This is a genomic window from Anaerostipes sp. MSJ-23, assembly GCF_018918155.1.
Lineage (GTDB): Bacteria > Bacillota > Clostridia > Lachnospirales > Lachnospiraceae > Anaerostipes.
Map to the genome: position 1 here is coordinate 34,674 of NZ_JAHLPY010000008.1, position 26,663 is coordinate 61,336.

Consider the following 26,663-nt stretch of genomic DNA (forward strand, 5'->3'; position numbering starts at 1 on the left):
AAAAAGCAAGTCAGAGAAATGAAATTGTGCAAAATTAACAAAAAAATAAGAAATCATATCACAAATAAAGAACAATTAATACAAAAAACTTGACTTTTTACCATAGAACAACTATCATTAAAGTAACACAATTGGTAGAACCAATTTAAGGCAGGAGGAATTTTAGGCAAGATGGAACTTCAGGAAATATTAAAAAAAGTGCAGGCGGGAGAAATGTCCGTACAGGACGCAGAAGGATATCTTAGAAGAAAACCTTTTGAAGATCTTGGGTATGCAAAACTTGATACCCATCGAAAAGTAAGATCCGGATTTCCGGAAGTTATTTTTTGCAGTGGGAAGGCAGATGAACATCTGTTAAAGATTACAGGAAAGCTTTATGAAGAAGAAGGAGAAGTGTTCGGTACGAGAGCTTCGAGACATCAATATGAGCTTTTGAAAGCAAAATATCCACAGATTCAGTATGATGAGATTTCTCACATTATAAAGATTGAAAAGGAGGGGAAAGAAAAGAAAGGTAAAATTGCAGTTTGTACCGCAGGAACAGCAGATATTCCAGTGGCAGAAGAAGCAGCACAGACAGCAGAATATTTCGGAAATTATGTAGAAAGAATTTATGATGTTGGAGTCAGTGGTCTTCATCGACTATTATCAAAGCTTGATGTTATTCAGAGCGTCAATTGTGTTGTTGCGGTTGCAGGAATGGAAGGCGCTTTAGCTAGTGTCATCGGAGGACTTGTAGACAAGCCAGTGATTGCAGTACCGACTTCTGTTGGATACGGAGCTAATATGAAGGGGCTTTCTGCATTATTAACCATGATCAATTCTTGTGCCAATGGAATTGCGGTTGTAAATATTGATAACGGATATGGTGCAGGATATATAGCAGCGCAGATTAACAGACTGGGGGTTTGAGATGAGTAATACCTTATATTTGGAATGTCTAAGTGGCATCAGTGGAGACATGTTTGTTGGGGCAATGCTGGATCTTGGAGCGGATGAAGAAGGATTGTTAAAAGCATTAGACAGCATTGATGCACATGGTTTTGAAGTAAAAATTAGCAGAGTAAAGAAATCAGGACTAGATGGTTGTGATTTTGATGTTCTATTGGATCATGAACATGAAAATCACGATCATGATATGGAGTATCTTCATGGACATTCGCATACACATGAACACGATCATAAACATTCTCATCATGAAGAATGCCATCATGGTCATGAACACCATCATGAACATAGAAATCTTTCGGATTGTCTCCATATTATAGAACGTTGTGACATGACGGAGCACGCAAAGGAAATTGCTGGGCGTATTTTTCAAATTATTGCACAGGCTGAAGCACAGGCGCATGGAGAAACGATAGAAAATGTACATTTTCATGAGGTCGGAGCCATTGATTCAATTGCAGATATTTGTGCGGCAGCTTTTTGTATTGATAATCTTGGAATTGATAAGGTTATTGTTCCAAAATTATATGAGGGACATGGGACGATTCGTTGTCAGCATGGAATCATTCCAGTGCCGGTACCAGCAGTTGTTAACATTGTTTCGAAACATCAGATAATCTTATGTCCAACACAGGTAGAGGGAGAATTAGTAACCCCAACTGGGGCAGCCATTGTGGCAGCCATACAGACATCCACAAAACTTCCAGAACAGTTTACAATTCAAAAAGTTGGAATTGGAACAGGAAAAAGAAATTATGAACACCCAAGTCTTTTAAGAGCTATGCTGATCAAAGATACACAAGAGACAGAGGATCGTATCTATAAACTCGAGACAAATATTGATGATTGCAGCGGAGAAGTCCTTGGGTATACGATGGACTGTCTATTTGAAGCGGGGGCAAGAGATGTTCACTATTTTCCAGTATTTATGAAAAAAAATCGTCCAGCTTATCAGCTGAATGTTATTTGTGATCAGGAACAAGTGGAGGTCATGGAAAAAATTATTTTTCGGGAAACAACAACGATTGGGATTCGTAGAGTTTCTATGGAACGAACCGTATTGAAGCGTTCATTTTGTGATTTTTCATCTTCTCTTGGTATGGTAAAAATGAAACTTTGTGAATATAAAGGACAAACATTTGCTTATCCGGAATATGAAGATGTAAAGAAAATTAGCAGCAGAAAACAGCAATCTTACCGTAAGACATACGAGATGATCAAACGAGAATGGGAGGAAGACAAAAAACAAAAATTGATTCAGTTAATTGATGAGTATACAAAACAAGATGTAGCAATTGCATTTTCTGGAGGCGTTGACAGCAGTTTGATTCTTAAAATTGCTTGTGAACAGGCAAAGAAAAATGGAACAACAGTTTATGCAGTTACTTTACATACGATGCTTCATCCAGCAGGGGAAATTGAGACAGCTCAGAAAGTAGCAAAGGAAGCAGGAGCAGTTCACAAGGTTTTAGAAATTGATGAGCTTAAAGATGCTGGTGTTGGAAATAATCCAGAAGACCGGTGTTATCGCTGCAAAAAACATTTATTTGCAGAAATTAAAAAATTAGCAGAGAGTCTGGGAGTTTCTTTAATTATGGAAGGAACAAATGAAGATGATCTTCATGTATATCGCCCAGGAATCAAGGCTGTGAAAGAACTAGGAATTAAGAGTCCGTTGGCAGAATGTGGATTTGCCAAAAAAGATATTCGTGCGTTAGCAGCCGATTATCATATTTCGGTTTCAAATAAGCCGTCAATGCCGTGTTTAGCAACAAGATTTCCATATGGAACAGAAATTTCTTACGAAAAATTAAAAGTCGTTGATAAAGCGGAAATTTATTTAAGAAACTTGGGTCTTTATAATGTCCGCGTTCGCGTTCATGGAGATATTGCAAGAATTGAAGTAGATCAGGATGCAATGCAGAAGATTCTAGAACAAAAAGATGCAGTTGTTTCATACTTAAAGAATCTTGGATATACGTATATCACGCTAGATTTGGAAGGCTTTCGTTCAGGAAGTATGGATATTCATATTAAGGAAAGAGAAGGGGGAATTTAATTATGCACATGGCAGATGCGCTGGTATCACCAGCAGTTGCAGGAACGATGTATGTCTGTTCTGCTGCGGCAATGACGTATTCGATGAAAAAAGTACATTTGGAAGTTGATACAAAGAAAGTCCCAGTCATGGGTGTGATGGGAGCTTTTGTATTTGCGGCACAGATGATTAATTTTTCTATACCAGGAACAGGTTCTTCAGGACATTTATGCGGGGGGATGATGCTCTCTGCTATCTTAGGCCCGTTTGCCGGATTTCTAACAATGATTGGAGTTTTACTTGTACAATGTCTCCTTTTTGCAGACGGAGGTTTGCTAGCTCTTGGAGCGAATATATGGAACATGGCATTTTATGGGTGTTTTATTGGTGGAATGGTAATCTGGAGATTCATGATGAAAAGAAGCATGTCAAAGAAAAAGATTGCGATTGCATCTATTCTTGGATGTGTGTTGACTTTACAGCTTGGAGCATTTTCCGTAACGCTTGAAACATTAGCTTCAAAAATTACAGAACTTCCATTTGCTGTTTTTGTTGGAACGATGCAGCCAATTCATCTGGCGATCGGATTGGTAGAGGGACTGATTACGACAGCAGTTTTATGTTTTATTTATGATGCAAGACCAGAACTGTTATGGATGTATGAAGAAAAAGAAGATGGCAAACTTTCTTATAAAGGAACTGTTGGTGTACTGGCAGGTGCGGCTGTTGTGATTGGAGGGTTATTTTCCCTGGCAGCTTCTTCTAATCCCGATGGACTGGAGTGGTCAATGAAAAAAGTGAGTGGTTCGACAGAACTTGCATCTTCTGGTATTTTCTATCAGATTGCTCACAAGATTCAGGCATTTACAGCAATTTTGCCAGATTATTCATTTAAGGGATCAGAAGCCGCCGCAGGTACCTCTTTTTCTGGTATTATCGGAGGTGTTATTGTAGCAGTTGTATGTTTGGCGGTCTGTTTTCTGATTCGATTTTTTAAAAAAGGAAAAGTAAAGAACTGTGAATAAAATTAGAAAGGAAAGAGAAAGGGGAATTTAATTATGCACATGGCAGATGCGCTGGTATCACCAGCAGTTGCAGGAACGATGTATGTTTGTTCTGCTGCGGCAATGACGTATTCGATGAAAAAAGTACATTTGGAAGTTGATACAAAGAAAGTACCAGTCATGGGTGTGATGGGAGCTTTTGTATTTGCGGCACAGATGATTAATTTTTCTATACCAGGAACGGGTTCTTCAGGACATTTATGCGGGGGGATGATGCTCTCTGCTATCTTAGGCCCGTTTGCCGGATTTTTAACAATGATTGGAGTTTTACTTGTACAATGTCTTCTTTTTGCAGACGGAGGTTTGCTAGCTCTTGGAGCGAATATATGGAATATGGCATTTTATGGGTGTTTTATTGGTGGAATGGTAATCTGGAGATTCATGATGAAAAGAAGCATGTCAAAGAAAAAGATTGCGATTGCATCTATTCTTGGATGTGTGTTGACTTTACAGCTTGGAGCATTTTCCGTAACGCTTGAAACATTAGCTTCAAAAATTACAGAACTTCCATTTGCTGTTTTTGTTGGAACGATGCAGCCAATTCATCTGGCGATCGGATTGGTAGAGGGGCTGATTACGACAGCAGTTTTATGTTTTATTTATGATGCAAGACCAGAACTGTTATGGATGTATGAGGAAAAAGAAGATGGAAAACTTTCTTATAAAGGAACTGTTGGTGTACTGGCAGGTGCGGCTGTTGTGATTGGAGGGTTATTTTCCCTGGCAGCTTCTTCTAATCCCGATGGACTGGAGTGGTCAATGAAAAAAGTGAGTGGTTCGACAGAACTTGCATCTTCTGGTATTTTCTATCAGATTGCTCACAAGATTCAGGCATTTACAGCAATTTTGCCAGATTATTCATTTAAGGGATCAGAAGCCGTAGCAGGTACCTCTTTTTCCGGTATTATCGGAGGTATTATTGTAGCAGTTGTATGTTTGGCGGTCTGTTTTCTGATTCGATTTTTTAAAAAAGGAAAAGTAAAAAACTGTGAATAAAATTAGAAATGCAATTTATGAAATACACCATATGGATGATATGGCAACAAAAGACCAGTGGGTGCGTCATCTGCACCCACTGGCTAAACTTTTTGTGACGTTTTTTTATATATTTACGCTTGTTTCATTTTCAAAATATGATTTTGGAGGTGTACTTGGCATGGGAATTTATCTGCTAATCATGTTTTGTGTTGCAGATATTTCTTTAAAAAGAGCAGCCCGTCAGATGAGGATTATTCTTCTTCTTACAATTATGGTGGGAATTGCGAATCCGTTTCTTGACCATCAGGTTGTAACAAAAATTGGTGGTTTTGTTATTACTGGCGGTATGGTTTCTATGATAACATTGATGTTAAAAGGAATTTATGCGGTACTTGCTTCATATTTTTTAATTGTCACGACATCAATTGAGCAAATTTGTTATGGCTTGCAATGTTTGCATCTTCCAAAACCATTTCTTACCATGATATTGCTGATTTACCGTTATATGATTGTATTATTAAAGGAAGCAGAAAGAATTAGTCTTTCTTATGAAATGCGTGCACCCGGACAAAAAGGAATCCATTGGAAAGTATGGGGATCCCTGGCAGGGCAACTTTTGCTACGAAGTATTGATCGAGCACAAGTTGTTTATGAAAGTATGCTGCTTCGTGGATATGACGGGACTTTTCAATTAAGGATGAAAAAGAAAAAAACAAGTACCAGTGTTTTGTATGCATTGATTTGGATTTTGATATTCTTTTTCTATCGAAGAATTCCTGTATTTTGGCTTATAGGACAGATGATGGGGGTTTAATGGAGGAAAAAATATGGCAAAGATAAAAATAGAACATCTAACCTTTGCTTACGGGAAGGATCAAGTATTAAACGATCTTTCTTTTCAAGCACAAGGGGAAGAAACCATTGGTTTGATTGGAGCAAATGGCGTTGGAAAATCTACTTTATTGAAACTTATGGTTGGGATTCTTTCTGGATATGAAGGAACATTGGAGATTGGCGGACTTTGTGTAGAAAAGAAAAATTTAGCGCAAATTCGTGAAAAAACAGGGTATGTTTTTCAAGATTCAGAAAGTCAGCTTTTTATGTCAACAGTATATGAGGATATTGCGTTTGCACCGAGAAATTATGGATATTCGGAAGAAGAAGTAAAAAAACGCGTGGAACATGCTATGGATATGGTACATATCGAAAATATAAAGAATAAACAAATTTATCGTCTTTCTGGAGGACAAAAAAAATTAGCTTCCATTGCAACGATTCTTTCCACAAATCCAGAAATTATTTTATTGGATGAACCATCGGTTGCACTTGATCCGAGAAATCGAAGAAATTTAATCCATGTTCTGAAAAAATTACCGGGAATGAAAATCATTGCTTCTCATGATTTGGATATGATTTTGGATACATGTCAGAGAACAATTCTTTTAGCTGGTGGTCAAATCATTAAAGATGGAAGCACAGAAGAAATTTTAACGGATGAGAAACTTTTGGAAGAATATGGATTGGAACTGCCGTTATCCGTTGCGGGAAGAAGATCGATGAAATAACTTGAGCTATGATGAGTCCTATGTTAAACTTCGATATATGATGGAAACGAGGGAGAAAAAATATGGCAGGTAAGTTTTATGCGGTAAAAAAAGGAAGAAAACCAGGAATTTATTTCAATTGGGATGACTGCAAAAGGCAGACGTTTGGATTTCCTGGGGCAGTTTATAAAAGTTTTAAGACGAAAGAAGAAGCAAAAGACTTTTTAAATCCTAGTGAAAATGAAAAGCTGCTTATTGATGAACACACATTGATTGCCTATGTTGATGGTAGTTTTGATGCAGCAGTGGGCCAATTTTCTTATGGTATGGTAATGCTATATGAAGAAAAAGAGCGTTATTATGCAAAGAAATTTCAGGATGAAGAATTAGCGGTAATGCGCAATGTGGCAGGAGAAATCAAAGGATCAGAAGCTGCAATGAAATATGCGATTGAGCATGGGTTTTCTAAAATTGCTATTTATTATGATTATGCAGGAATCGAAAAATGGCCGCTTGGTGAGTGGAAGACAAATAAAAAAGGAACAAAAGCATATAAAGCGTTTTATGATGAACAAAAAGACAAGCTGCAGGTGAAATTTGTTAAAGTAAAAGGTCATTCCAATGATAAGTATAATGATATAGCAGATCAGCTTGCTAAATCGGCGCTCGGAATTGGAGATGGAACATTTGTAAAAAAATCAGGAAATGAATGGGAACGAAAGTAAAAGAAAAACCTCTTATAAGATTGGAAAAATATATAGAGCTTATAAGAGGTTTTCTTTTTTTAATTAAAGGCCTAGGAAAGCAAAAGGATTTTTGGGGTCACTTTGTAAAAAATGTAAAAGAAGATAATAAGCCTTTACGGAAAGATTTTCTTCTTTCAGGATACGTCTTGCTTCTGCTTTATCAACGAGGCAGACAGATAAATCTTCATTTGGTTCTAAATGATCAAGATTTGGTTTGCCGTCAGCAAAACCATAAACAGTGCAATTCGTTTCATCGGTCATTCCTGCAGAAGAAAAATGTGGACGAGATAAAAAATCTTCATAAGAAGCTGGGATAAATGTAAGGCCAGTTTCTTCCATCATTTCTCGAATAGCTGTTTCTTTGATTGATTCTCCTGGATCAATTAGACCGGCTGGAAATTCATAGACATAATCATTTAATGGATAACGAAATTGTCGGACCATAATTACATGATCTTTTGCCTCACCAAAAAGACTGTAAATAACAACACCATCTGGAATGACTTTTTTTGTAGCAGCCATCATCGTATGTTCATCTTTGCGGCTAGCTACATAATAAGGATGTGTCTGACCAAGTTTATTTTCGGCTTCCAATTCATAAAGGTTTAAAAAACGGACATTGGTTAGCGGTATAATTTTATTTATTTTACTCATAATACAAATCTCCTTTGTTATTCATTGTATAGGAAAATAAGATGATTGACAACTCGTAGAAAAACAAGTAAAATAAATCATAGTAATCAGGTAGAAAAACAGTGAATTAGAGGTGAAGCTATGAAAATATCGACAAAAGGAAGATATGCCGTACGTCTTATGTATGATCTTGCAATGCATTATACAGGAGACTGGATTGCATTAAAGGACATTTCAAGAAGACAAAATATTTCAGTAAAGTATTTAGAACAAATTGTCCGACAGTTAAGCATCTGTGGATTTTTGAAAAGTTTAAGAGGTCCTAAAGGAGGCTATCAATTAGCCAGAGATCCAAAAGATTATACGATTTATGAAATTCTTCAGATTACGGAAGGAAGTCTTCAGCCAGTGGCATGTTTGGATGATCCAGTCAATCAGTGTGAGCTTTACCAAGAATGTCCAACGATTGAAATGTGGGAAGGGCTTGGAAAACTGATCTATGATTATTTGAATAATATTACGTTGGCGGACGTTGTAAACAAGGCGCGAATTCGTGGCGGAAATGACTTTGTGATTTAATCACAAGGTCTTTTTTTATTTCATAGGAAATTTGTCGCTGAAACGATCTGCCACAGGCGGAGAATCCTGTAAAACAGAATTCTTTCTTTTGCTATAAAAAATAAATTGTTTTGTTTGCAATGGCAGAAAATTTTTTATTCTTTGAAACAAAATTGAAAAAACTATTGACAATCAAAAAAAGTGTGCTATACTAATAACATATCAAACAGGTAGGAAATGTAGGAAATACATAAACATAGAAAAAAGGAGATAGAAAAATGGCTAAAATTTATAACAATGTAACAGAATTAATCGGAAAAACACCGTTAGTAGAAGTAAAAAATATTGAAAAAAAATTCGGCTTAGAAGCTAGAATTCTTGTAAAATTAGATGGATTTAATCCAGCAGGAAGCGCAAAAGATCGTATCGCTTATCAGATGATCAAAGATGCAGAAGAAGCTGGAAAATTAAAAAAAGGATCTGTAATTATTGAACCAACATCTGGAAATACAGGAATTGGTCTTGCAGCAATTGGAGCTTCTAAAGGATATCGTGTGATCTTAACAATGCCAGAGACAATGAGTGTAGAAAGAAGAAATCTTTTAAAAGCATATGGAGCTGAAATTGTCCTGACAGAAGGATCAAAAGGAATGAAAGGGGCAATTGCAAAAGCAGAAGAACTTGCAAAAGAAACAGAAGGTGCTTTTCTTGCAGGACAGTTTGTAAATCCATCCAATCCAAAAGTACACAAATTAACAACAGGTCCTGAAATTTGGGAAGATACAGATGGAGATGTTGATGTATTTATCGCTGGTGTTGGAACAGGTGGAACAATTACAGGTGCAGGAGAATTCTTAAAATCAAAGAAGAGTGACATCCAGGTAATCGCAGTAGAACCTGCAACATCACCAGTCCTTTCAAAAGGAGAATCTGGACCACATAAGATTCAGGGAATCGGTGCAGGATTTGTGCCTGATGTATTAAATACAAAAATTTATGATGAAATCATTCCAGTAGAAAATGAAGATGCATTTGATCTTGGAAAAGAAATTGCAGTAGATGAAGGTATTTTAGTTGGTATCTCTTCTGGAGCAGCTTTATGGGCAGCCATCCAGGTAGCGAAACGTCCAGAAAATAAAGGAAAAACAATTGTAGCCTTCTTACCTGATAATGGAGATAGATACTTATCTACACCAATGTTCTCATAAAATATAAAACTTTAGTATTAAATAGTAAAAGTAAATTATAAAATATGCTGAAAAATAGGAGCTTGTGGGTACTGGCAGAAATTTTCTGCCGGAAGCACAGGCTTCTTTTTTGATTGATATGACAAATAAACTTAACGGGTATATCCTTATGACTTTTGTTGTAGGAGGCTTCACAGTGAAATTTGATTGTGTTACAATGAAAAGCAGTAAATAAAAAGGGAGTATACGCCAAATGAGTCAAAAATTATTATTGATTGATGGAAACAGTATATTAAATAGAGCATTTTACGGATTGCCAGATATGACAAACAGCCAGGGACTTCATACAAATGCAGTTCTTGGATTTTTAAATATTATGTTTAAATTTCTGGAAGAAGAACAGCCGACACATCTGGTGGTCGCTTTTGATCTGAAAGCTCCGACGTTTCGTCATAAAATGTATGCAGAATATAAGGGAACAAGAAAGCCAATGCCAGAAGATTTAAGAGAACAGGTGCCGGTTATTCGAGAGGTTTTGACTGCAATGGATATTCCATTGATGATGAAGGAAGGATACGAGGCAGATGATCTTCTTGGAACAATGTCTGTTCTTGGAGAAAAGGAAGGATATGATGTAACAATTGTTTCTGGAGATAGAGATCTTCTTCAGCTTGCCACAGATAAAGTACAAATCCGGATTCCAAAAACGAATCGTTCTGGAACGATTGTAGAAGATTATTATGCAAAGGACGTTCTAGAAAAATATGAGGTGACACCGAAAGAATTTATTGATTTGAAAGCATTGATGGGAGACACAGCAGATAATATTCCGGGGATCCCTGGAATTGGAGAAAAGACAGCGACAAAATTGATCAAGCAGTTTCATAGTATTGAGAATGCACATGATCATATCGAAGAAGTAAAGCCAAATCGCGCCAAAAATAATCTGGAAGAGTACTATGATCAGGGAATGATGAGTAAAGAATTGGCAACGATCAAACTAGATTCGCCTGTGAATATTTCGTGGGAAGAGGCACAAATTCAAAATATTTACACACAGGAAGCTTATCAACTTTTGAAAAAACTGGAATTTAAGTCTATTTTAAAGCGTTTTGATGGAGAAGATACAGAGGAATTTGTTTTAAAAACAGAAACGATTCGCGATCTTGCGCAAGCAGAAGAGCTCTTTTCAAGTGCTATTAGGAAAGAGGTTGTTGGTCTTTCTATTTATAAGGAAGAAATTGGAACGTGGCTGGCTCTTTGTATGGAAGAAAAGAAGGTGTGGATTTTTCCGGCAGAAGGTTTTTTAACGGAAGATTTTCTTATGCAAAAGGCCGGAATGTTATATCAGCATGTACAAAAAGTTGGAATGATGGAAGTAAAAGAATATTTGGATGAGTTTCAACTTACGGAAGATTGTGGAAGTGTTTTTGATCTTTCTTTAGCTGCTTATTTAAATAATCCATTAAAAAGTACTTATGAATATGATGACATTGCAAGGGATTATCTTGGTTTGATGATTCCTTCCAGAAAAGAATTATTGGATAAAAAAACACCAATGGCAGATGAAAATGGGCTGACAGCAGAAGGAGAGAAGATTCTTTCTTATGAGGCCTATGTTTCCATGCAGGCAATTCATCCACTATCTGAGAAATTAAAAGAGTGGCAGATGGAAGACTTATATCGTAAGATTGAAATCCCAACGATGTTTGCTCTTCATGATATGGAAGTAAGAGGAATTCATGTTAACCGTTGTGCTTTAAAAGAGTATGGAGACAAGCTTGTTGGAAAAATCGAAGAATTAAAAAGTTCTATTTATAAGGAAGCTGGAGAAGAATTTAATATCAACTCGCCGAAACAGCTAGGTGTTGTTTTGTTTGAACATATGAAACTAGAGGGCGGAAAGAAAACGAAAACAGGATATTCAACGAGCGTCGATGTTCTTGAGAAAATTGAACATTTATATCCAATTATTCCAATGATTCTTGAATACAGACAGTTAACGAAATTAAAATCTACTTATGCGGATGGTCTTGCTAACTTTATTGGAGAGGATCAACGGATTCATGGGAAATTTAATCAGACGATCACAGCGACTGGAAGAATTAGTAGTACAGAGCCAAATCTTCAAAATATTCCGGTGCGAATGGACCTTGGAAGACAAATTCGAAAGGTTTTTTTGCCGGAGGAAGGATATATTTTCCTCGATGCGGACTATTCTCAGATTGAACTTCGGGTCTTGGCACATTTATCTAAGGATGAAAAGCTGTTGCATGCTTATAGAGAAAACCAGGATATTCATACAAGAACAGCATCTGAAGTTTTTGATATTCCAATGGATCAAGTCACAGCAATGCAGCGAAGAGATGCAAAGGCCGTTAATTTTGGGATTATTTATGGGCTGAGTGCATTTGGATTAAGTCAAGATCTTAAAATTACAAGAAAGCAAGCGCAGGAATATATTGATAAATATTTTGCCATGTATCCAAAAGTAAAAGAATTCCTTGATCAAGAAGTAGAAAATGGAAAAACAAAAGGATTTGTGACAACGATGTTTCATAGAATTCGTCCGATTCCAGAACTGAAATCAAAAAATTTCATGCAGAGAAATTTTGGAGAACGCGTAGCCATGAATTCTCCAATCCAAGGAACAGCAGCAGATATTATTAAAATTGCCATGGTGCGTGTTAATATGAAGTTAAAAGAGAAACGGATGAAGTCAAGACTGCTTCTCCAGATTCATGATGAACTTTTAATCGAGGCAAGTCTTGATGAACTTGACGAAGTAAAGAAAATTTTAAAAGAAGAAATGATGCATGCAGCCGATCTTGATATTCCGTTAAGTATTGATATGAATACGGGAGAAAACTGGTACGAAGCAAAATAGGAGAAAAAATGAAAATTATAGGAATTACCGGAGGTGTAGGCTCTGGGAAAAGTGAAATTTTAAAAATTTTAAAGGAAGATTATGGAGCTCAGATTTTAATTGCTGATCAAATTGCTCATGAATTGATGAAGCCTGGTGCGATTAGTTATGATGAAATTGTTGATTTTTTTGGAAGAGATATTTTAAAAGAAGATCAAACGATTGATCGGGAACGTCTTGGAGAGATTGTTTTTCATGATAAAGATAAGCTTTTGAAATTAAATAAGATGACACATCATAATGTAGATCAGGAATTAATTCGAAGAATTCATAAAGCGGAACAAGAAAATAAAGCAATGGTCGTATGTGAAGCAGCCTTGCTTGTCGGAGCAGAATATGAGAAATTATTTGATCAATTATGGTATATTTATACAAAGGAAGAAGTGCGAAGAGAAAGACTGAAAGCATCGCGTGGTTACTCCGATGAAAAGATCAGTCAGATGATAAAAAATCAAAAATCTGAAAATGAATTTCGACGTCTGGCAGATCATATGATAGATAATTCAGGTGATATTGAAGAGACAAAGTGTCAGATAAAATCGATTTTAAAGTAGATTCTGTCATATTGATATGCTATACTATAAAGTACGATTTGGGTGAAGGAGTAGATGATATGAAATTAACAAGCATTGCAAGCGGCAGTGACGGGAATTGTATTTTTGTTGGTACACAAAAAACAAAGTTTCTTGTAGACTGTGGAATCAGTGCAAAGAGAGTGGAAGAAGGGCTTAAAGAACTGAATCTTAAAGTCTCGGATTGTGATGGAATTTTAATCACACATGAGCATACGGATCATGTGAAAGGCCTTGGTGTACTTTCAAGAAGATATGGGCTTCCGGTTTTTGCCACTGGGAAAACAATCGATGCTGTGTTTGCATATAAGAATCTTGGAAAGGTGGATCATGGATTGTTTCATTCAATTGAAGCAGATCATCCATTCCAAATCGGAGATATTACAATCGAAGCTTCTAAAATCTGGCATGATGCGGCTGACCCGGTTTGTTATTCTTTTCGGTCAGGGGATGTGAAAGCATCCATTGCTACAGATTTTGGAGATTATGATGAATATTTGGTTGAAAAACTTTATGGTTCTGATATTTTGTTTGTAGAAGCAAATCATGATGTGAATATGTTGCAGGTTGGACCGTATCCTTATTATCTTAAGAAAAGAATTCTTGGCAGAAAAGGTCATTTGTCCAATGAGCGATGTGCACAATTGATTTCTGATATAGCGACAAAAGGAACAAAAAAAGTATATCTTGGACACTTAAGCAAAGAAAATAATTATGAGAAGCTAGCTTATCAAACGGTAAGAGTTTCTTTACATAATGAAGAACTTCCGCTGGAAGTTGCCAAAAGAGATGCGGTTTCATCTGTGACCAGCATTTAATTACATTTATAGGAGGATTTAGAACAATGGATAGAACAGTCATAACAGTGGTAGGTAAAGATGGTGTCGGAATCATCGCAAAAGTATGTAACTACCTAGCAAGCAACAACGTAAACATTCTGGATATTTCCCAGACCATCACTGGTGGATTTTTTAATATGATGATGGTAGTGGATCCTCAGAAGTCATCAAAAGACTCAGCAACCATGGCAGAAGAATTAAAACAGATTGGGGAGGAGATTGGCGTAGCTATTCAGACCCAGAACGAGAAAATCTTTGATATTATGCACAGAATTTAGGGGAGTACCAGCATGATTAATCTAAATGAAGTATTTGAAACAAATAAAATGATCCATGAGATGAATCTTGACGTTCGTACTATTACGATCGGTATCAGTCTTTTAGATTGTGTTGGAGCAACTCTGGATGAAGTAAAGGAAAATGTTTATAATAAAATTACAACGGTCGCAAAAGATCTTGTACAGACAGGAAAAGATATTGAAAACGAATTTGGAATTCCGATTGTTAATAAGAGAATCTCCATTACACCAATTTCTTTAATTGGTGGAAATGTTTGCAAAACACCGGATGATTTTGTAGAACTTGCAAAAACATTGGATGCTGCGGCAAAGAAAGTCGGAGTAAACTTCCTTGGAGGATATTCTGCACTGGTAAGTAAGGGAATGACAAAGGCAGATGAACTTTTAATTCGTTCCATTCCAAAAGCATTAGCGGAGACAGATTTTGTTTGTTCTTCTGTAAATGTTGGATCTACCAAGACAGGAATCAATATGGATGCAGTAAAATTAATTGGTGAAATTGTAAAAGAGACAGCAGAACTGACAAAAGATAATCAGTGCCTTGGATGTGCAAAATTCGTTGTATTTTGTAATGCACCAGATGATAATCCATTTATGGCAGGAGCTTTCCATGGAGTAACAGAAGCGGATGCGATCATCAACGTCGGAGTTAGTGGACCAGGTGTTGTAAAGCGTGCAATCGAAAAAGTTCGTGGAGAAAATTTTGAAGTTCTTTGTGAAACAATTAAAAAGACAGCATTTAAAGTTACACGTGTTGGACAGCTTGTTGCAAAAGAAGCTTCTAAAAGATTAAATATTCCATTTGGAATCATTGACTTATCTCTTGCACCAACACCAGCAGCAGGAGATAGTGTTGGTGAAATTTTAGAAGAAATCGGTCTGGAATATGCAGGTGCACCTGGAACAACCGCAGCACTTGCTATGTTAAATGATCAGGTAAAAAAAGGTGGTGTTATGGCATCTTCTTATGTCGGAGGATTAAGCGGTGCATTTATTCCAGTTAGTGAAGACCAGAGAATGATCGATGCAGTAAATGCAGGTGCTCTAACACTAGAGAAACTAGAAGCTATGACTTGCGTATGTTCTGTTGGTCTTGATATGATCGCAATTCCAGGAAAAACAAAGGCAACAACCATTGCAGGCCTGATTGCCGATGAGATGGCTCTTGGAATGATTAATCAAAAGACAACAGCTGTTCGTGTCATTCCAGCGATTGGAAAAGATGTTGGAGATCAGGTGGAATTCGGTGGATTGTTAGGTTATGCACCAATTATGCCGGTCAATGAATTTTCTTGTGACGCATTTGTAAATCGTGGTGGAAGAATTCCAGCACCAATTCATAGCTTTAAAAACTAACATTTAGAAGAGGTGACGATTCTTGGGGTATTAGAACAATTACATCCAAAAAAAGTATTTGAATATTTTGAAACACTGTGCCAAATTCCACACGGATCTTATCATTGTAAGGCAATAAGTGATTTTTGTGTTCAGTTTGCAAAAGATAGAAATTTATCTGTTTACCAAGATGAATTTTATAATGTTGTGATACGAAAAGAGGCTTCTCCTTCCTATGAAAACCGACCAACTTTGATTTTTCAAGGACATCTTGATATGGTATGCCAAAAAGAACCAGGGTATGAGATTGATTTTGAAACCGAAGGCTTAAGTCTTGAGACGGATGGAGAATGGGTTTGGGCCAAGGGGACAACTCTTGGCGGAGATGATGGAATTGCGGTTGCCTATGGGCTTGCAATTTTAGATGATGATTCTATCAAACATCCAGCATTAGAAGTTGTATTTACAACCGAAGAGGAAGTTGGCATGGAAGGAGCTACTGGATTTGATGCTTCTGTGCTAAAGGGAAAATATTTAATTAATGCAGATTCTGAAGACGAAGGAATTTTACTGTCCGCATGTGCCGGTGGAACGACGATTCAGGCAGAATTTCCTCTGGAATATGAACATAGGCAGCAGCGATTATATGAAGTAAGTATTTTGGGGCTTCAAGGTGGACATTCTGGAACAGAAATCGACAAAAATCATGGCAATGCTCATAAGATGATGGGACAGATTGTCTCTTCCATGCCAGGAATTTCAATCAGTCGTTTATGGGGAGCAAAAGAACAAAAGGATAATGCGATTCCATATGAGTGTCATTGTCAGTTTACGGTGGATCGGCCGGAAGAACTTGGAAATAAAATTTCCATTATAGAACATGAATGGAAAAAACAATATCAATTATCAGAACCTGATCTTCTTGTTGAGTTTCAGGATCTTGGAATACAGGAAGCAGATTTTCTTACAGAAGAAAAAAATGGTCAGATTATTCGATTTTTATCACAGGTGAAGAATGGAATTTATACTATGAGTCGTGATATTGAAGGATTGGTAGAAAGTTCCTTAAATCTTGGAATTCTTTCCATGGATCAGAAAACAGCAGTTTTTTCTTTTGGAGTTCGAAGCTGTGTGGCAGCGAAAAAAGAAGAGATTGCAGAAAGTATTCAAAGATTATGTGAAGAAAACCATGGAATTTATCATCGGGCAAATGATTATCCGGCATGGGAGTATCGAGAAAATTCTTTGCTTCGAGATGCTTTTTGCAGGGCTTACCGAGAACTTTATGGAAAAGAAATCAAGGTAGAAGCTATTCATGCAGGTTTAGAATGTGGAATTTTTGCATCAAAGATACAAGACCTTGATATTGTATCTTTCGGACCGGATATTTTAGATATTCATACCGTACAGGAACGAATGAATGTATCTTCGGTAAAAAGAACATGGGAACTGCTCTTAAAGATTATCGAGGAATTTCCATAAAATGAAGATTTTGGCTTTCCATGCCAATTAAAATGCTCAAAGATAAGAAATTGAAAGGAATTAAGATTAGAAACAATGAGTAGAAACGTATATGATATTTTGCAGGAACGTGGATTTATCGCACAGACAACCCATGAAGAATTAAGAGATCTGTTAGGAAAAGAAAAAGTAACTTTTTATATTGGATTTGATGCAACTGCAGATAGTTTGACAGCAGGTCACTTTTTAACTATCATGGCTATGATGCATATGCAAAGAGCAGGACATCGTCCGATTGCTCTTCTTGGAGGAGGAACAACCATGATCGGTGATCCTTCTGGAAAATCAGATATGAGAAATATGTTAACAAGAGAGACAATCGAGCATAATGCACAGCGTTTTAAAGAACAGTTATCCCGTTTTATTACATTTGATGATGACAAAGCAATTCTTGCAAACAATGCAGATTGGTTATTAAATTTAAATTATGTAGAATTTCTTCGTGAAGTAGGTGTTCACTTCTCTGTGAATAAGATGTTGACAGCAGAATGTTATAAACAAAGAATGGAACGAGGACTGACTTTCTTTGAATTCAACTATATGTTGATGCAGGGATATGATTTCCTTGAGTTAAATCGTAGATACGGATGTAAACTGGAAATGGGTGGAAATGACCAGTGGTCTAATATTCTTGCAGGAGCAGACTTGATCCGAAGAAAAGAACAAAAGGAAGCTTTTGGTCTGACATTAACACTTCTTACAAGAAGCGATGGAGTGAAGATGGGAAAAACAATGGCTGGTGCTGTATGGCTTGATCCAGAAAAAACATCTCCTTATGATTTCTATCAGTATTGGAGAAATATTGAGGATGTCAAAGTAGAAGAATGCTTATCTCTGCTTACTTTCCTGCCAATGGAAGAAGTTCATAGACTTGGAGCGTTAGAAGGAGCAGAAATTAATAAGGCAAAAGAAGTGCTGGCTTATGAAGTAACAAAAATTGTTCATGGAGAAGAAGAAGCGAAAAAAGCACAGACAGCTGCAAAGGCAATGTTCGTAAGCGGTGGAGCAAACGAAGATGCGCCTACATTTGAATATGAAAATGGAGAACTGGAAGAAGGACTTGATATTTTAACACTCTTAGTGGATTCCAAACTTTGTACAACACGTTCTGATGCGAGAAGAATGGTGCAGCAGGGAGGTGTCTCTGTAAACGGAGAAAAGGTTACCGATATCAAACAGACTTTTGGAAAAGCAGACTTTGATGATAAAGACCGACTGTTGTTAAAGAAAGGTAAGAAAAAATTCTGCCAGGTAAAAGAAAAATAAATATCAAACGAAAAGTCCCCAAGAATTTGGGGATTTTTTGCTTTTTAGAATAATAAAGAAAAGAAGGAGATGAGTGGAGTGAAACAAACATGTACACGTGGAATGATTTATTTTATAGGACTTGTCGTTTTAGCTCTTGGAATTGTATTAAATACAAAAACATTGTTAGGTGTCTCTCCGATTATTTCGATACCATATAATATTTGTCAGATTTGGCATCTGAATCTTGGAGAAATTACCTTTCTTTTTTATTGCGTTTGTGTATTGATGGAAGCCTTGCTTCAAGGGAGACAGTTTAAAGTATATAAATTGCTCCAAATACCAATGAGTCTTGTGACCAGCCTTTTTATTAATTTTTTTGATCAGTATTTAAATTTTCTGCCTCAAACATTACCAGAAAAAATTGGAATTTTAATCATTGCCATTTTAGTAACAGGAATCGGTGCAGCAACGATGGTAAATATGCAGCTTGTCCCCAATCCTGCCGATGCTCTTGCAGCAACAATTGGAGATAAAACAGGAAAAGGAATGGGACTTGGAAAAAATATTTTTGATTTGAGTTGTTTTTGTACTTCTGGTCTGATTGGATTTTTCTTTACTGATCATCTGATTGGAATTGGAGTGGGAACGATCATTGTTGTAATTTTTACTGGGCGTGTAATTGCAGCTTACAATTATTTATTAAAAGTGCCTATGCAAAAGGCTTCCGGACTGATTAGTCAGCCTGTATAATAGTTTTCTTTTGGTGACAGATGCGATATTTTCTTGCAGTTTGTCCTTCTTTTTGATGGAAAATCCTTGAGAAATATAGAGGATCATCAAAGCCAACAGAGCGAGCAATGACTTGGATAGACAAAGAAGTTTCCTTTAGCATTTTTTTTGCCTCTTCCATCTTAATAAATAAAATATAATCTTTTAAAGAAGATCCGACTTGTTGTTTAAAAAGGCGAGTCAGATAAGAACGATTTAGTCCAAGGTAATCAGAAATATCGGTTACCTTGATTTTTTTATCTAAATTTTGAAGGCAATAATGAATGACTTGATCAACATATTCCTCGGTACGGTGAGATTTCTCGATCCGTTTATTTGGAAAATGGATCACTAAGAAATGAAGGAGTTCGTATAAAACACTATTCATTAAAAGATCCCTGGCAGAGGCATTCGAAGAATAAGCATGTTCCATTTTTGCATAGATTAAAGAAAATCGATCATTTTTAGAGTAATGAATGATTGGATAATAGGCAAAAGAAGTTCTTTGAAGATAAGAATCAATTTTAGCTCCTTGCATACCAATCCATTCATAACTCCATGGATTTTCATGATCAGCCTCGTAATAGACGGTTTCTCCTGGACGAATCAAAAAAGCATCGCCTTTGCTAAGATGATAAGTCTTTTCATGCAATTTAAAAATTCCTTTCCCTTTTACAATATGATGGATCATATAACTCTTTCTAAGGGCAGGGCCGTAAAAATGCCCTGGTTCACAGTCTTCATACCCATTACTGTATACCATGACTTCAATATTAGAATAAAAATTATTGGAATAACTAAATAATTGCATTAAAAAATCCTCCATGTCACATTTCTCCATAGTTATATCACATATTGCTATGGGATGAAAAATAGAAATTTTATATAATATGAAACATAAAGAATATCGATGATTCAGAAAACTATGTTGTTAAAATGAAAGAAAGGACTTAAAAAATGAAAGATAAGATTATGGAGAAAGTACTGCCAATGGCAAATGCAATCTCCAACAACTAGTTTCTTGTAAGTTTGCGAGATGGATTTATGGTTGCTTTTCCTGCAACTATGTTTGCGTCGATCGCAATGATTATTCAAAATTTTCCACAAACCTTCCGCTTTGATGGCCTTTTACCGCAAGCAGTACTTGACTTTTTAAATAACTTTTTTGGAACTGTAGGAAATGCAACAATGAATGTTTCTTCTGTCTTTGTTGTCTTTGGTATTGCTTACACGTTAGGAAAAAAATTAAAGTGTAATCCATTATATGCAGGAGCAATTGCATTAGCATCTTTCTTTATGCTTCTTCCATTTCAAGTTGTAAAAGATGTCACATATATGCCATTACCAAAACTTGGGGCACAAGGAATGTTCGTTGGAATTCTCACTGCTTTTATTGCAACAGAAATTTTTGCATTCCTTGAAAATAAGGATATCACAATTAAAATGCCGGAGCAGATTCCACAAGGAATCGCAAACTCCTTTACCTCTATCTTACCAGGTGCGGTAACGTTAATGGTATTTAATATCATTCGTTATATTTTCACATTTACAAAATGGGGAAATGCCTTTGACTGTCTCTTTACAATCTTACAGAGACCGCTGACTAATCTTGGATCCAGCCTTCCAGCAACAATCATTGCTGTAATCCTCGCACAGCTATTATGGTGGTTTGGTGTTCATGGACAGGCTGTTGTAAACTCTGTAATGGACCCAATCTGGAATACACTGGCATTGGAAAACTATGCAGCGTATTCAGCAGGTGCACTGATTCCTCATATTGTGTGCTCGACATTCATGGGAATTTTCCCACTGATCGGTGGAAATGGAATGACTCTTGGTATTATTTTAGTTGCATTAATCATTGCAAGATCGGTACGTTTAAAGAGCACAATGAAAATGGTCGTAGCTCCGGCATTTTTTAATATTTCTGAACCAGTTACTTTTTGACTTCCAATTGTATTAAATCCAACAATTTTGATTCCATGGGTTCTGGCACCAGTTGTAACAGTGATTACTTCTTACTGTGCAATTTATTTCGGTCTTGTTCCGAGACCAATCGGTGTTACTGTTATCTGGACAACTCCAGTTTTCTTATCTGGATGGATTGGAACATCTTCTATTCGAGGTGGAATTTTACAGTTAGTGAATGTAGTAATTTCCATTATCATCTGGCTTCCATTCATGAAAGCACTGGATAAATTTATCTTAAGGATGAGGAAGAAGCTCAGGTAGAAGAATAAAAAAATAAGAAGGGGAAATGTCATGGGGAATGTATTAAAATATGAAAAAAAGATTGCAAGCAATCCAAAAGATTTATTTAAAACTTTAATGCAAGAACAGTTGAAATATTTCCAATTTTATGATTCTAAGATTAAACAGTTAACAGAAGGAATTAAAATTTCGAAACCTTTTTATACAAAAACAACGAAAGAAAAAGTTAATGGAGTAATTGAGATTACAAAAATCAAAGAAAATGAAGAGTTTCAAATGAAAACTAGTTATTCCAAAGGTGAAATCCTTCAAACATTTCATATTTTTGAAGAAGAAGGGGCGATAAAGATTTGCTATATGGAAGAAAATTCTTTTGAGAAAAAAAGAGATCGTGCAAATTTTTCCCTTGTGTCTTTACCATATCGGATTTTATTCCGTATGCAGTTGAAAAAGCGCATCAAATACTTAGAACAACAAACATTACAAAGGGAAGGAATCTGCTAGAATGATTGACGTAATCAAAAATCAGCTATATCATATCTGTTTTAAAAAATGGCCAAATTGGACATGTTTATTATGGAAATACGATTCAGAATCTAACATATGAGGATTGCTGTTATCTTGCCATACGGAAAGATAAATCTGCCGGTACGGTAAAATATTATAAAGAAGACCATGACTTTACCCTTGCAGATCAGATGCAAGAATATCCGGTGTATGGGACAACAGATTTTCACGAAGGAGCAATCGATCTCAAACGGGATCATCTTCCATGCTATTTGCAACTTTCCATAAAGGATCATGAGATCCTTTATGGAAAAGAAATAGAAGAAGGAGTGCCTCAAACAAGAAATTGTCAAGATGTAGAGACACTTAAATTGACATTAAATGATCCTGTAAATGAAGTGACGGTTACTTTGTTTTTTTCAATTTATAAGAATTCACCGGTTATTGTACGAAAAAACCGAATACAAAATGATGGAAATGAAACAATCTGGGCACTTGTTACAAGAGATAGAAAAGAAGTGATGATTGGTTACTATCGAATTTTGGCACAACCAAATGCAACAACTTGTGAATATATCAAACTTCCATTTTTAGATAAAAGTAGTTATTATGAAGAAAAAGAAACAGGAATGCTTTATAATGGAAGTTTGCTGAAGGAAAAAGAAATTCGAAAACCATCACAATTTAATGGAGCCAACGAATCAACAGCACAGCTTTTTGGAGATTATCAGTCTAAGATTATTTATCTGACAAAAAGATCATAATAATTTATATAAAAGAAGGGATTAGACAGGAAAAAGTCTAATCCTTTCTTTTAGTTTTTTTTCCATTGTCGTATTTCATAAAAAGCTTTTCTCGTATAAGGATCTTTCTGATCGATTTTTTGAAAAACGGATGTTACCTGTTTCGTCTTTGAATCAGGGAACGCTTTTGTAGAAGCGATGATAAAAAAGAGAAAAAGGAAAGAAAAACCGGCACGCAATTTAAAAAAAGTCCAGTAAGAAGTCGTATTGATAGGCTCTTTTTCGATCTTTGATGGACGATGTAGTTGCTTATAACGACTATTTAACTTTAAACGTTCCAAGTCCATATTTGTATTGGAATGCATAACAAAACCTCCATGATACATTTTATGAAATGGTTGGAAAAATATAACAGATGGTAGATTTTCCATTTACCATTCTTCTTTTGGATATTTCAGACCCCATTCTTTTCTTAATTTTGTCATAATATCCATAACATCTTTAGAATAAGTAAGATTCATGGAAGAAGAATCGCCTGTTTTTACAGCTTTTTCCATATCCATCATTTCATAGTAAAGTGCATTTGGAGTTTCTCCGGCTTCAATTTTGGTGACCTCTCCGGTTTCTGCATCTACAATGATTGCCTTATCAGCTCTTGGGTATTCCATAATTTCAATATATCCCTTCTCACAGCTGATCATATCCCTTTTTGGCTGTTTGGAGTGCATAGAAAGAGCAACGGTTGCCATTTGTTCGGATGTATTTTTCAATAGGACGGTTGCTTGTTCATCGGAACCTGTTGGGGATGCTTTCCACTGGCTTAAGATCTCTGTTGGTGTTTCTTTCATAAAACTTCTTACAATAGAAAGTGCGTACACACCGATATCGAGCATAGCACCACCTGCAAGATTCATATTAAAAAAGCGATTATTCATATCATATTCTTTAAAACTTCCAAAATTCATTGTAATTATCTGGACATTTCCAAGTTGTCCAGAGTTTACAATATTCCAAAGCTTTTTATAAAGTGGCATATGCCAAATGGTCATAGCTTCTGCAAGAATTCGTTGTTTTTCATTAGCTAATGCAATCATTTCATCAAGTTCCCTGCTATTTAATGTAATAGACTTTTCTACGAGAAGATGTTTTCCTTGTTCAAGAGCCTTTTTCATAAAAGAGTAATGTGTGTTATGTGGGCTTGTAATATAAATGATATCTACATTATCGTCAAAAAACATATCATCGATTTGATCATAGACTTTTTCAACGCCATATTTCTTAACAAAATCAATGGCTTTTTGATGAGTACGATTGCCTAATGCATATAAGGATTTTCCCATTTTTTGTAATGCCACGGCCATTTCGTTTGCAATAACTCCAGTACCAAGTATGCCCAATTTAGATGTTCTTTGTATGTCCTCACTTTCGCTTTGATTTTCTAAACATAGTATATCAAAAACATATTCAAAATGATATATGAAATGAAAATGTATTGACATCAAAATAAAATAATGGTACATTGTAGTTACAAACAAAACAAAAAATAATTACGAATGAAACTATTGAAAGGAGATATCATGAAAAATACCGAACATTTTGGCGTATTAACAGATCGAATGAAAGCATTTCGTGAGGAAGTGCTGGATGCGAAACCATACATTGATGCGCAGAGGGCAGTATTAGCGACAGAAGCTTACAAAGAGAACCAAAATCAGCCAAGAGTTATGGTAAGAGCTTTGATGCTGAAAAAGATCTTAGAAGGAATGAGTATTTATATCGATGACAAATCCCTGATTGCAGGAAACCAGGCAACAAAAAATAAGAATGCTCCAATTTTCCCGGAATACACAATGGAATTCGTTATGAACGAATTAGATCTCTTTGAGAAACGTGACGGAGATGTTTTTTATATTACAGAAGAGACAAAAGAACAGTTAAGAGAGATTGCTCCATTCTGGAAGAATAACAATCTTCGTGCCAGAGGAGAAGCACTGCTTCCAGAAGAAGTAGATGTTTTTATGGAAACTGGTGTTTTTGGAATGGAAGGAAAATTAAACGCCGGAGATGCCCATCTGGCAGTGAATTACCAAAGAATCTTATCCGATGGATTAAAAGGATACGAAAAACGAGTAAGAGAATTAAAAGAAGCGCTTGACTTTACAAAACCAGAAAGTATTGATAAGAATGTGTTTTATAAAGCGGTCTTAACTGTGATTGAAGCAGTTCGTGATTTTACAAAGCGCTATTGTAAACTTGCCAAAGAACTAGCAGACAAAGAAACAGATATAAAACGTAAGGAAGAGTTATTACAGATGAGTGAGATCTGTGCCAAAGTTCCATATGAACCAGCAGCATCGTTTAGAGAAGCAGTTCAGTCTGTATGGTTTATTCAGCTGATTCTTCAGATCGAATCTAACGGACATTCTTTAAGCTATGGACGTTTTGACCAGTATATGTATCCATATTATATGAAAGATATCAACGAAGGAAAGATCACAAAAGAAGATGCATTAGAATTGTTAACGTGTCTTTGGATTAAAACGCTAACTATTAATAAAGTTCGTTCACAGGCACATACTTTGAGTTCTGCAGGTTCTCCAATGTATCAAAATGTTACGATTGGCGGACAAACAACAGATAAAAAAGATGCAGTTAATGAATTAAGTTTTGTTGTACTACAGTCCGTTGCACAGACAAGATTGACGCAGCCAAACTTAACCGTTCGTTATCATGCCAATATCAATAAACATTTTTTTGACGAATGTATCGAAGTTATGAAACTCGGATTTGGGATGCCGGCATTCAATAATGATGAGATTATTATTCCTTCCTTTATTCATTGGGGTGTCAAGGAAGAAGACGCATATAACTACAGTGCGATCGGATGTGTAGAAACAGCTGTTCCTGGTAAATGGGGATATCGCTGCACGGGTATGTCTTATATTAATTTTCCAAGAGTCCTGCTTTGTGCCATGAATGATGGAGTTGATTTAACAAGTGGTAAGAGATTTACGAAAGGATATGGAAAATTTACAGAAATGGAAACCTACGAAGATCTCTTAGAAGCATGGGATAAGACTGTTAGAGAAATGACCCGTTATAGTGTTATTGTTGAGAATGCGATTGATAAAGCATCGGAAAGAGATGTGCCAGATGTGTTATGTTCTGCATTAACAGATGACTGTATTGGAAGAGGAAAAACGATCAAAGAAGGTGGAGCAGTCTATGACTTTATCTCCGGACTTCAGGTTGGTATTGCGAATATGGCAGATTCCCTTGCAGCGATCAAGAAACTGGTATACGAAGAGAAGAAGATCACAAAAGAACAACTTTGGAATGCAATCTTAGATAACTTTCAGTCCGAAGAGAACAAAAAGATTCAGGAAATGCTCATCAATGATGTTCCGAAATATGGAAATGATGATGATTATGTCGATCAGTTGGTTGTAGAAGCTTATGATTCTTACTTAGATGAAATCAAAAAATATCCAAATACACGTTATCATAGGGGACCAATTGGAGGTATTCGTTATGGTGGAACATCCTCTATCAGTGCGAATGTTGGACAAGGAATGGGAACTGTTGCGACGCCTGATGGAAGAAACGCATTTGAGCCATTAGCAGAAGGAAGCAGTCCGGCACATAATGCAGACAAGAATGGTCCAACAGCTGTATTTAAAACAGTTGCAAAACTTCCAACAGAGAAGATTACAGGTGGAGTTCTGTTGAATCAGAAGATGACACCACAGATGCTGTCCACGGAAGAAAATAAACAGAAATTAGAAATGCTGATCCGTACATTCTTTAACCGTTTACATGGATATCATGTACAGTATAACATTGTATCCAGAGAAACACTGATCGATGCACAGAAACATCCAGAGAAACATAAAGATTTGATCGTTCGTGTTGCAGGATACAGTGCATTTTTCAATGTACTTTCTAAAAAGACACAAGATGATATTATTGGAAGAACTGAACAGACATTATAAATTGTA

General features: G+C 36.2%; 26 protein-coding genes. 22 read left to right on the plus strand and 4 right to left on the minus strand.

Annotation, left to right across the window (positions count from 1 at the left end):
- Positions 1 to 171: 171 nt before the first annotated feature.
- From larB to KQI71_RS06955, 7 genes are all read left to right on the plus strand, one after another.
- The gene (larB, locus tag KQI71_RS06920; RefSeq protein WP_216435189.1) at positions 172 to 912 is read left to right on the plus strand and encodes a nickel pincer cofactor biosynthesis protein LarB; all 741 of its coding nucleotides are present in this window, start codon (positions 172 to 174) and stop codon (positions 910 to 912) included.
- A 1-nt stretch (position 913) separates the two neighbouring features.
- Positions 914 to 3,007 (plus strand): nickel pincer cofactor biosynthesis protein LarC, encoded by a 2,094-nt coding sequence (gene larC, locus KQI71_RS12845; RefSeq protein WP_330655351.1) that lies wholly within the window; start codon positions 914 to 916, stop codon positions 3,005 to 3,007.
- Positions 3,008 to 3,009: 2 nt separating this feature from the next.
- Positions 3,010 to 4,011 (plus strand): energy-coupling factor ABC transporter permease, encoded by a 1,002-nt coding sequence (locus tag KQI71_RS06935; protein ID WP_216435190.1) that lies wholly within the window; start codon positions 3,010 to 3,012, stop codon positions 4,009 to 4,011.
- Positions 4,012 to 4,044: 33 nt separating this feature from the next.
- On the plus strand, positions 4,045 to 5,046 hold the full coding sequence (locus KQI71_RS06940) for an energy-coupling factor ABC transporter permease (protein ID WP_216435191.1): 1,002 nt from the start codon (positions 4,045 to 4,047) through the stop codon (positions 5,044 to 5,046).
- The gene (gene cbiQ / locus KQI71_RS06945) at positions 5,039 to 5,842 is read left to right on the plus strand and encodes a cobalt ECF transporter T component CbiQ (RefSeq protein WP_216435192.1); all 804 of its coding nucleotides are present in this window, start codon (positions 5,039 to 5,041) and stop codon (positions 5,840 to 5,842) included. Before KQI71_RS06940 ends, cbiQ begins: the two co-directional genes overlap by 8 nt.
- 13 nt (positions 5,843 to 5,855) lie before the next feature.
- Positions 5,856 to 6,593 carry an energy-coupling factor ABC transporter ATP-binding protein gene (locus tag KQI71_RS06950; protein ID WP_216435193.1) on the plus strand — a complete coding sequence of 246 codons (738 nt, stop codon included), beginning with the start codon at positions 5,856 to 5,858 and terminating at the stop codon, positions 6,591 to 6,593.
- A gap of 62 nt (positions 6,594 to 6,655) precedes the next feature.
- Positions 6,656 to 7,297 (plus strand): ribonuclease H1 domain-containing protein, encoded by a 642-nt coding sequence (locus KQI71_RS06955; protein ID WP_216435194.1) that lies wholly within the window; start codon positions 6,656 to 6,658, stop codon positions 7,295 to 7,297.
- Between the two features lie 63 nt (positions 7,298 to 7,360).
- On the opposite strand, the gene KQI71_RS06960 is transcribed toward KQI71_RS06955, so the two are convergent.
- Entirely contained in the window at positions 7,361 to 7,972 is a 612-nt protein-coding gene (locus KQI71_RS06960) for an NUDIX hydrolase (protein ID WP_216435195.1), read from the minus strand.
- Between the two features lie 120 nt (positions 7,973 to 8,092).
- Between KQI71_RS06960 and KQI71_RS06965 the strand changes: the two genes are divergently transcribed.
- The 10 genes from KQI71_RS06965 to KQI71_RS07010 all read left to right on the plus strand — a co-directional run bounded on the left by KQI71_RS06965 (position 8,093) and on the right by KQI71_RS07010 (position 19,186).
- Positions 8,093 to 8,530 (plus strand): RrF2 family transcriptional regulator, encoded by a 438-nt coding sequence (locus tag KQI71_RS06965; RefSeq protein WP_216435196.1) that lies wholly within the window; start codon positions 8,093 to 8,095, stop codon positions 8,528 to 8,530.
- 257 nt (positions 8,531 to 8,787) lie between these two features.
- Positions 8,788 to 9,717, plus strand: coding sequence for a cysteine synthase A (gene cysK / locus KQI71_RS06970; RefSeq protein ID WP_216435197.1), 930 nt, complete (start codon positions 8,788 to 8,790; stop codon positions 9,715 to 9,717).
- Positions 9,718 to 9,949: 232 nt separating this feature from the next.
- Positions 9,950 to 12,583, plus strand: a complete 2,634-nt coding sequence (polA, locus tag KQI71_RS06975) for a DNA polymerase I (protein ID WP_216435198.1) — start codon at positions 9,950 to 9,952, stop codon at positions 12,581 to 12,583.
- A gap of 8 nt (positions 12,584 to 12,591) precedes the next feature.
- Positions 12,592 to 13,176, plus strand: coding sequence for a dephospho-CoA kinase (gene coaE, locus KQI71_RS06980; RefSeq protein ID WP_216435199.1), 585 nt, complete (start codon positions 12,592 to 12,594; stop codon positions 13,174 to 13,176).
- A 59-nt stretch (positions 13,177 to 13,235) separates the two neighbouring features.
- On the plus strand, positions 13,236 to 14,012 hold the full coding sequence (locus tag KQI71_RS06985) for an MBL fold metallo-hydrolase (RefSeq protein WP_216435200.1): 777 nt from the start codon (positions 13,236 to 13,238) through the stop codon (positions 14,010 to 14,012).
- Positions 14,013 to 14,038: 26 nt separating this feature from the next.
- Entirely contained in the window at positions 14,039 to 14,311 is a 273-nt protein-coding gene (locus KQI71_RS06990) for an ACT domain-containing protein (RefSeq protein WP_216435201.1), read from the plus strand.
- A 12-nt stretch (positions 14,312 to 14,323) separates the two neighbouring features.
- Positions 14,324 to 15,688: a PFL family protein gene (locus KQI71_RS06995; RefSeq protein WP_216435202.1), complete on the plus strand. Its 1,365-nt coding sequence runs from the start codon at positions 14,324 to 14,326 to the stop codon at positions 15,686 to 15,688.
- A gap of 12 nt (positions 15,689 to 15,700) precedes the next feature.
- Positions 15,701 to 17,149 carry an aminoacyl-histidine dipeptidase gene (locus KQI71_RS07000; RefSeq protein ID WP_216435203.1) on the plus strand — a complete coding sequence of 483 codons (1,449 nt, stop codon included), beginning with the start codon at positions 15,701 to 15,703 and terminating at the stop codon, positions 17,147 to 17,149.
- 75 nt (positions 17,150 to 17,224) lie between these two features.
- On the plus strand, positions 17,225 to 18,454 hold the full coding sequence (gene tyrS / locus KQI71_RS07005; protein ID WP_216435204.1) for a tyrosine--tRNA ligase: 1,230 nt from the start codon (positions 17,225 to 17,227) through the stop codon (positions 18,452 to 18,454).
- 78 nt (positions 18,455 to 18,532) lie between these two features.
- Positions 18,533 to 19,186, plus strand: a complete 654-nt coding sequence (locus tag KQI71_RS07010) for a YczE/YyaS/YitT family protein (protein ID WP_330655353.1) — start codon at positions 18,533 to 18,535, stop codon at positions 19,184 to 19,186.
- On the opposite strand, the gene KQI71_RS07015 is transcribed toward KQI71_RS07010, so the two are convergent.
- Complete coding sequence (locus tag KQI71_RS07015; RefSeq protein ID WP_216435205.1) at positions 19,170 to 20,030, minus strand: AraC family ligand binding domain-containing protein; 861 nt, start codon at positions 20,028 to 20,030, stop codon at positions 19,170 to 19,172. The genes KQI71_RS07010 and KQI71_RS07015 overlap by 17 nt on opposite strands.
- Before the next feature lie 203 nt (positions 20,031 to 20,233).
- Between KQI71_RS07015 and KQI71_RS07020 the strand changes: the two genes are divergently transcribed.
- From KQI71_RS07020 to KQI71_RS12705, 4 genes are read left to right on the plus strand one after another with little or no spacing between them, the layout of a single operon-like run.
- Positions 20,234 to 21,151, plus strand: coding sequence for a PTS sugar transporter subunit IIC (locus tag KQI71_RS07020; protein ID WP_256442127.1), 918 nt, complete (start codon positions 20,234 to 20,236; stop codon positions 21,149 to 21,151).
- Positions 21,152 to 21,178: 27 nt separating this feature from the next.
- Positions 21,179 to 21,436 carry a hypothetical protein gene (locus tag KQI71_RS07025; protein ID WP_216435207.1) on the plus strand — a complete coding sequence of 86 codons (258 nt, stop codon included), beginning with the start codon at positions 21,179 to 21,181 and terminating at the stop codon, positions 21,434 to 21,436.
- Between the two features lie 30 nt (positions 21,437 to 21,466).
- Positions 21,467 to 21,919 carry a DUF3284 domain-containing protein gene (locus KQI71_RS07030; RefSeq protein ID WP_216435208.1) on the plus strand — a complete coding sequence of 151 codons (453 nt, stop codon included), beginning with the start codon at positions 21,467 to 21,469 and terminating at the stop codon, positions 21,917 to 21,919.
- Between the two features lie 56 nt (positions 21,920 to 21,975).
- Positions 21,976 to 22,686 (plus strand): glycoside hydrolase family 36 N-terminal domain-containing protein, encoded by a 711-nt coding sequence (locus KQI71_RS12705; protein ID WP_330655358.1) that lies wholly within the window; start codon positions 21,976 to 21,978, stop codon positions 22,684 to 22,686.
- Between the two features lie 50 nt (positions 22,687 to 22,736).
- Here KQI71_RS12705 and KQI71_RS07040 read toward each other — a convergent pair whose 3' ends face one another.
- Together KQI71_RS07040 and KQI71_RS07045 are read right to left on the minus strand one after the other, a co-directional pair.
- A complete protein-coding gene (locus KQI71_RS07040; RefSeq protein ID WP_216435209.1) occupies positions 22,737 to 23,096 on the minus strand; it encodes a hypothetical protein in 360 nt (119 codons plus the stop codon).
- Entirely contained in the window at positions 23,097 to 24,026 is a 930-nt protein-coding gene (locus KQI71_RS07045; protein WP_253287978.1) for a Gfo/Idh/MocA family oxidoreductase, read from the minus strand.
- Positions 24,027 to 24,242: 216 nt separating this feature from the next.
- Here KQI71_RS07045 and KQI71_RS07050 point away from each other — a divergent pair, with 216 nt between their 5' ends.
- On the plus strand, positions 24,243 to 26,657 hold the full coding sequence (locus tag KQI71_RS07050; protein ID WP_216435210.1) for a glycyl radical protein: 2,415 nt from the start codon (positions 24,243 to 24,245) through the stop codon (positions 26,655 to 26,657).
- Positions 26,658 to 26,663: the final 6 nt, after the last annotated feature.

Coding starts and splice junctions, on each gene's coding strand:
- KQI71_RS06955 (WP_216435194.1), top strand. CDS start 6,656: ATGGCAGGTAAGTTTTATGCGGTAAAAAAAGGAAGAAAACCAGGAATT.
- KQI71_RS06995 (WP_216435202.1), top strand. CDS start 14,324: ATGATTAATCTAAATGAAGTATTTGAAACAAATAAAATGATCCATGAG.
- KQI71_RS06990 (WP_216435201.1), top strand. CDS start 14,039: ATGGATAGAACAGTCATAACAGTGGTAGGTAAAGATGGTGTCGGAATC.
- KQI71_RS06965 (WP_216435196.1), top strand. CDS start 8,093: ATGAAAATATCGACAAAAGGAAGATATGCCGTACGTCTTATGTATGAT.
- KQI71_RS07030 (WP_216435208.1), top strand. CDS start 21,467: ATGGGGAATGTATTAAAATATGAAAAAAAGATTGCAAGCAATCCAAAA.
- polA (WP_216435198.1), top strand. CDS start 9,950: ATGAGTCAAAAATTATTATTGATTGATGGAAACAGTATATTAAATAGA.
- KQI71_RS06935 (WP_216435190.1), top strand. CDS start 3,010: ATGCACATGGCAGATGCGCTGGTATCACCAGCAGTTGCAGGAACGATG.
- larB (WP_216435189.1), top strand. CDS start 172: ATGGAACTTCAGGAAATATTAAAAAAAGTGCAGGCGGGAGAAATGTCC.
- KQI71_RS06950 (WP_216435193.1), top strand. CDS start 5,856: ATGGCAAAGATAAAAATAGAACATCTAACCTTTGCTTACGGGAAGGAT.
- KQI71_RS07015 (WP_216435205.1), bottom strand. CDS start 20,030: ATGGAGGATTTTTTAATGCAATTATTTAGTTATTCCAATAATTTTTAT.
- KQI71_RS07050 (WP_216435210.1), top strand. CDS start 24,243: ATGAAAAATACCGAACATTTTGGCGTATTAACAGATCGAATGAAAGCA.
- cysK (WP_216435197.1), top strand. CDS start 8,788: ATGGCTAAAATTTATAACAATGTAACAGAATTAATCGGAAAAACACCG.
- KQI71_RS06940 (WP_216435191.1), top strand. CDS start 4,045: ATGCACATGGCAGATGCGCTGGTATCACCAGCAGTTGCAGGAACGATG.
- coaE (WP_216435199.1), top strand. CDS start 12,592: ATGAAAATTATAGGAATTACCGGAGGTGTAGGCTCTGGGAAAAGTGAA.
- KQI71_RS06985 (WP_216435200.1), top strand. CDS start 13,236: ATGAAATTAACAAGCATTGCAAGCGGCAGTGACGGGAATTGTATTTTT.
- larC (WP_330655351.1), top strand. CDS start 914: ATGAGTAATACCTTATATTTGGAATGTCTAAGTGGCATCAGTGGAGAC.
- tyrS (WP_216435204.1), top strand. CDS start 17,225: ATGAGTAGAAACGTATATGATATTTTGCAGGAACGTGGATTTATCGCA.
- KQI71_RS07045 (WP_253287978.1), bottom strand. CDS start 24,026: ATGGCCGTGGCATTACAAAAAATGGGAAAATCCTTATATGCATTAGGC.
- KQI71_RS06960 (WP_216435195.1), bottom strand. CDS start 7,972: ATGAGTAAAATAAATAAAATTATACCGCTAACCAATGTCCGTTTTTTA.
- KQI71_RS07040 (WP_216435209.1), bottom strand. CDS start 23,096: ATGGAAAATCTACCATCTGTTATATTTTTCCAACCATTTCATAAAATG.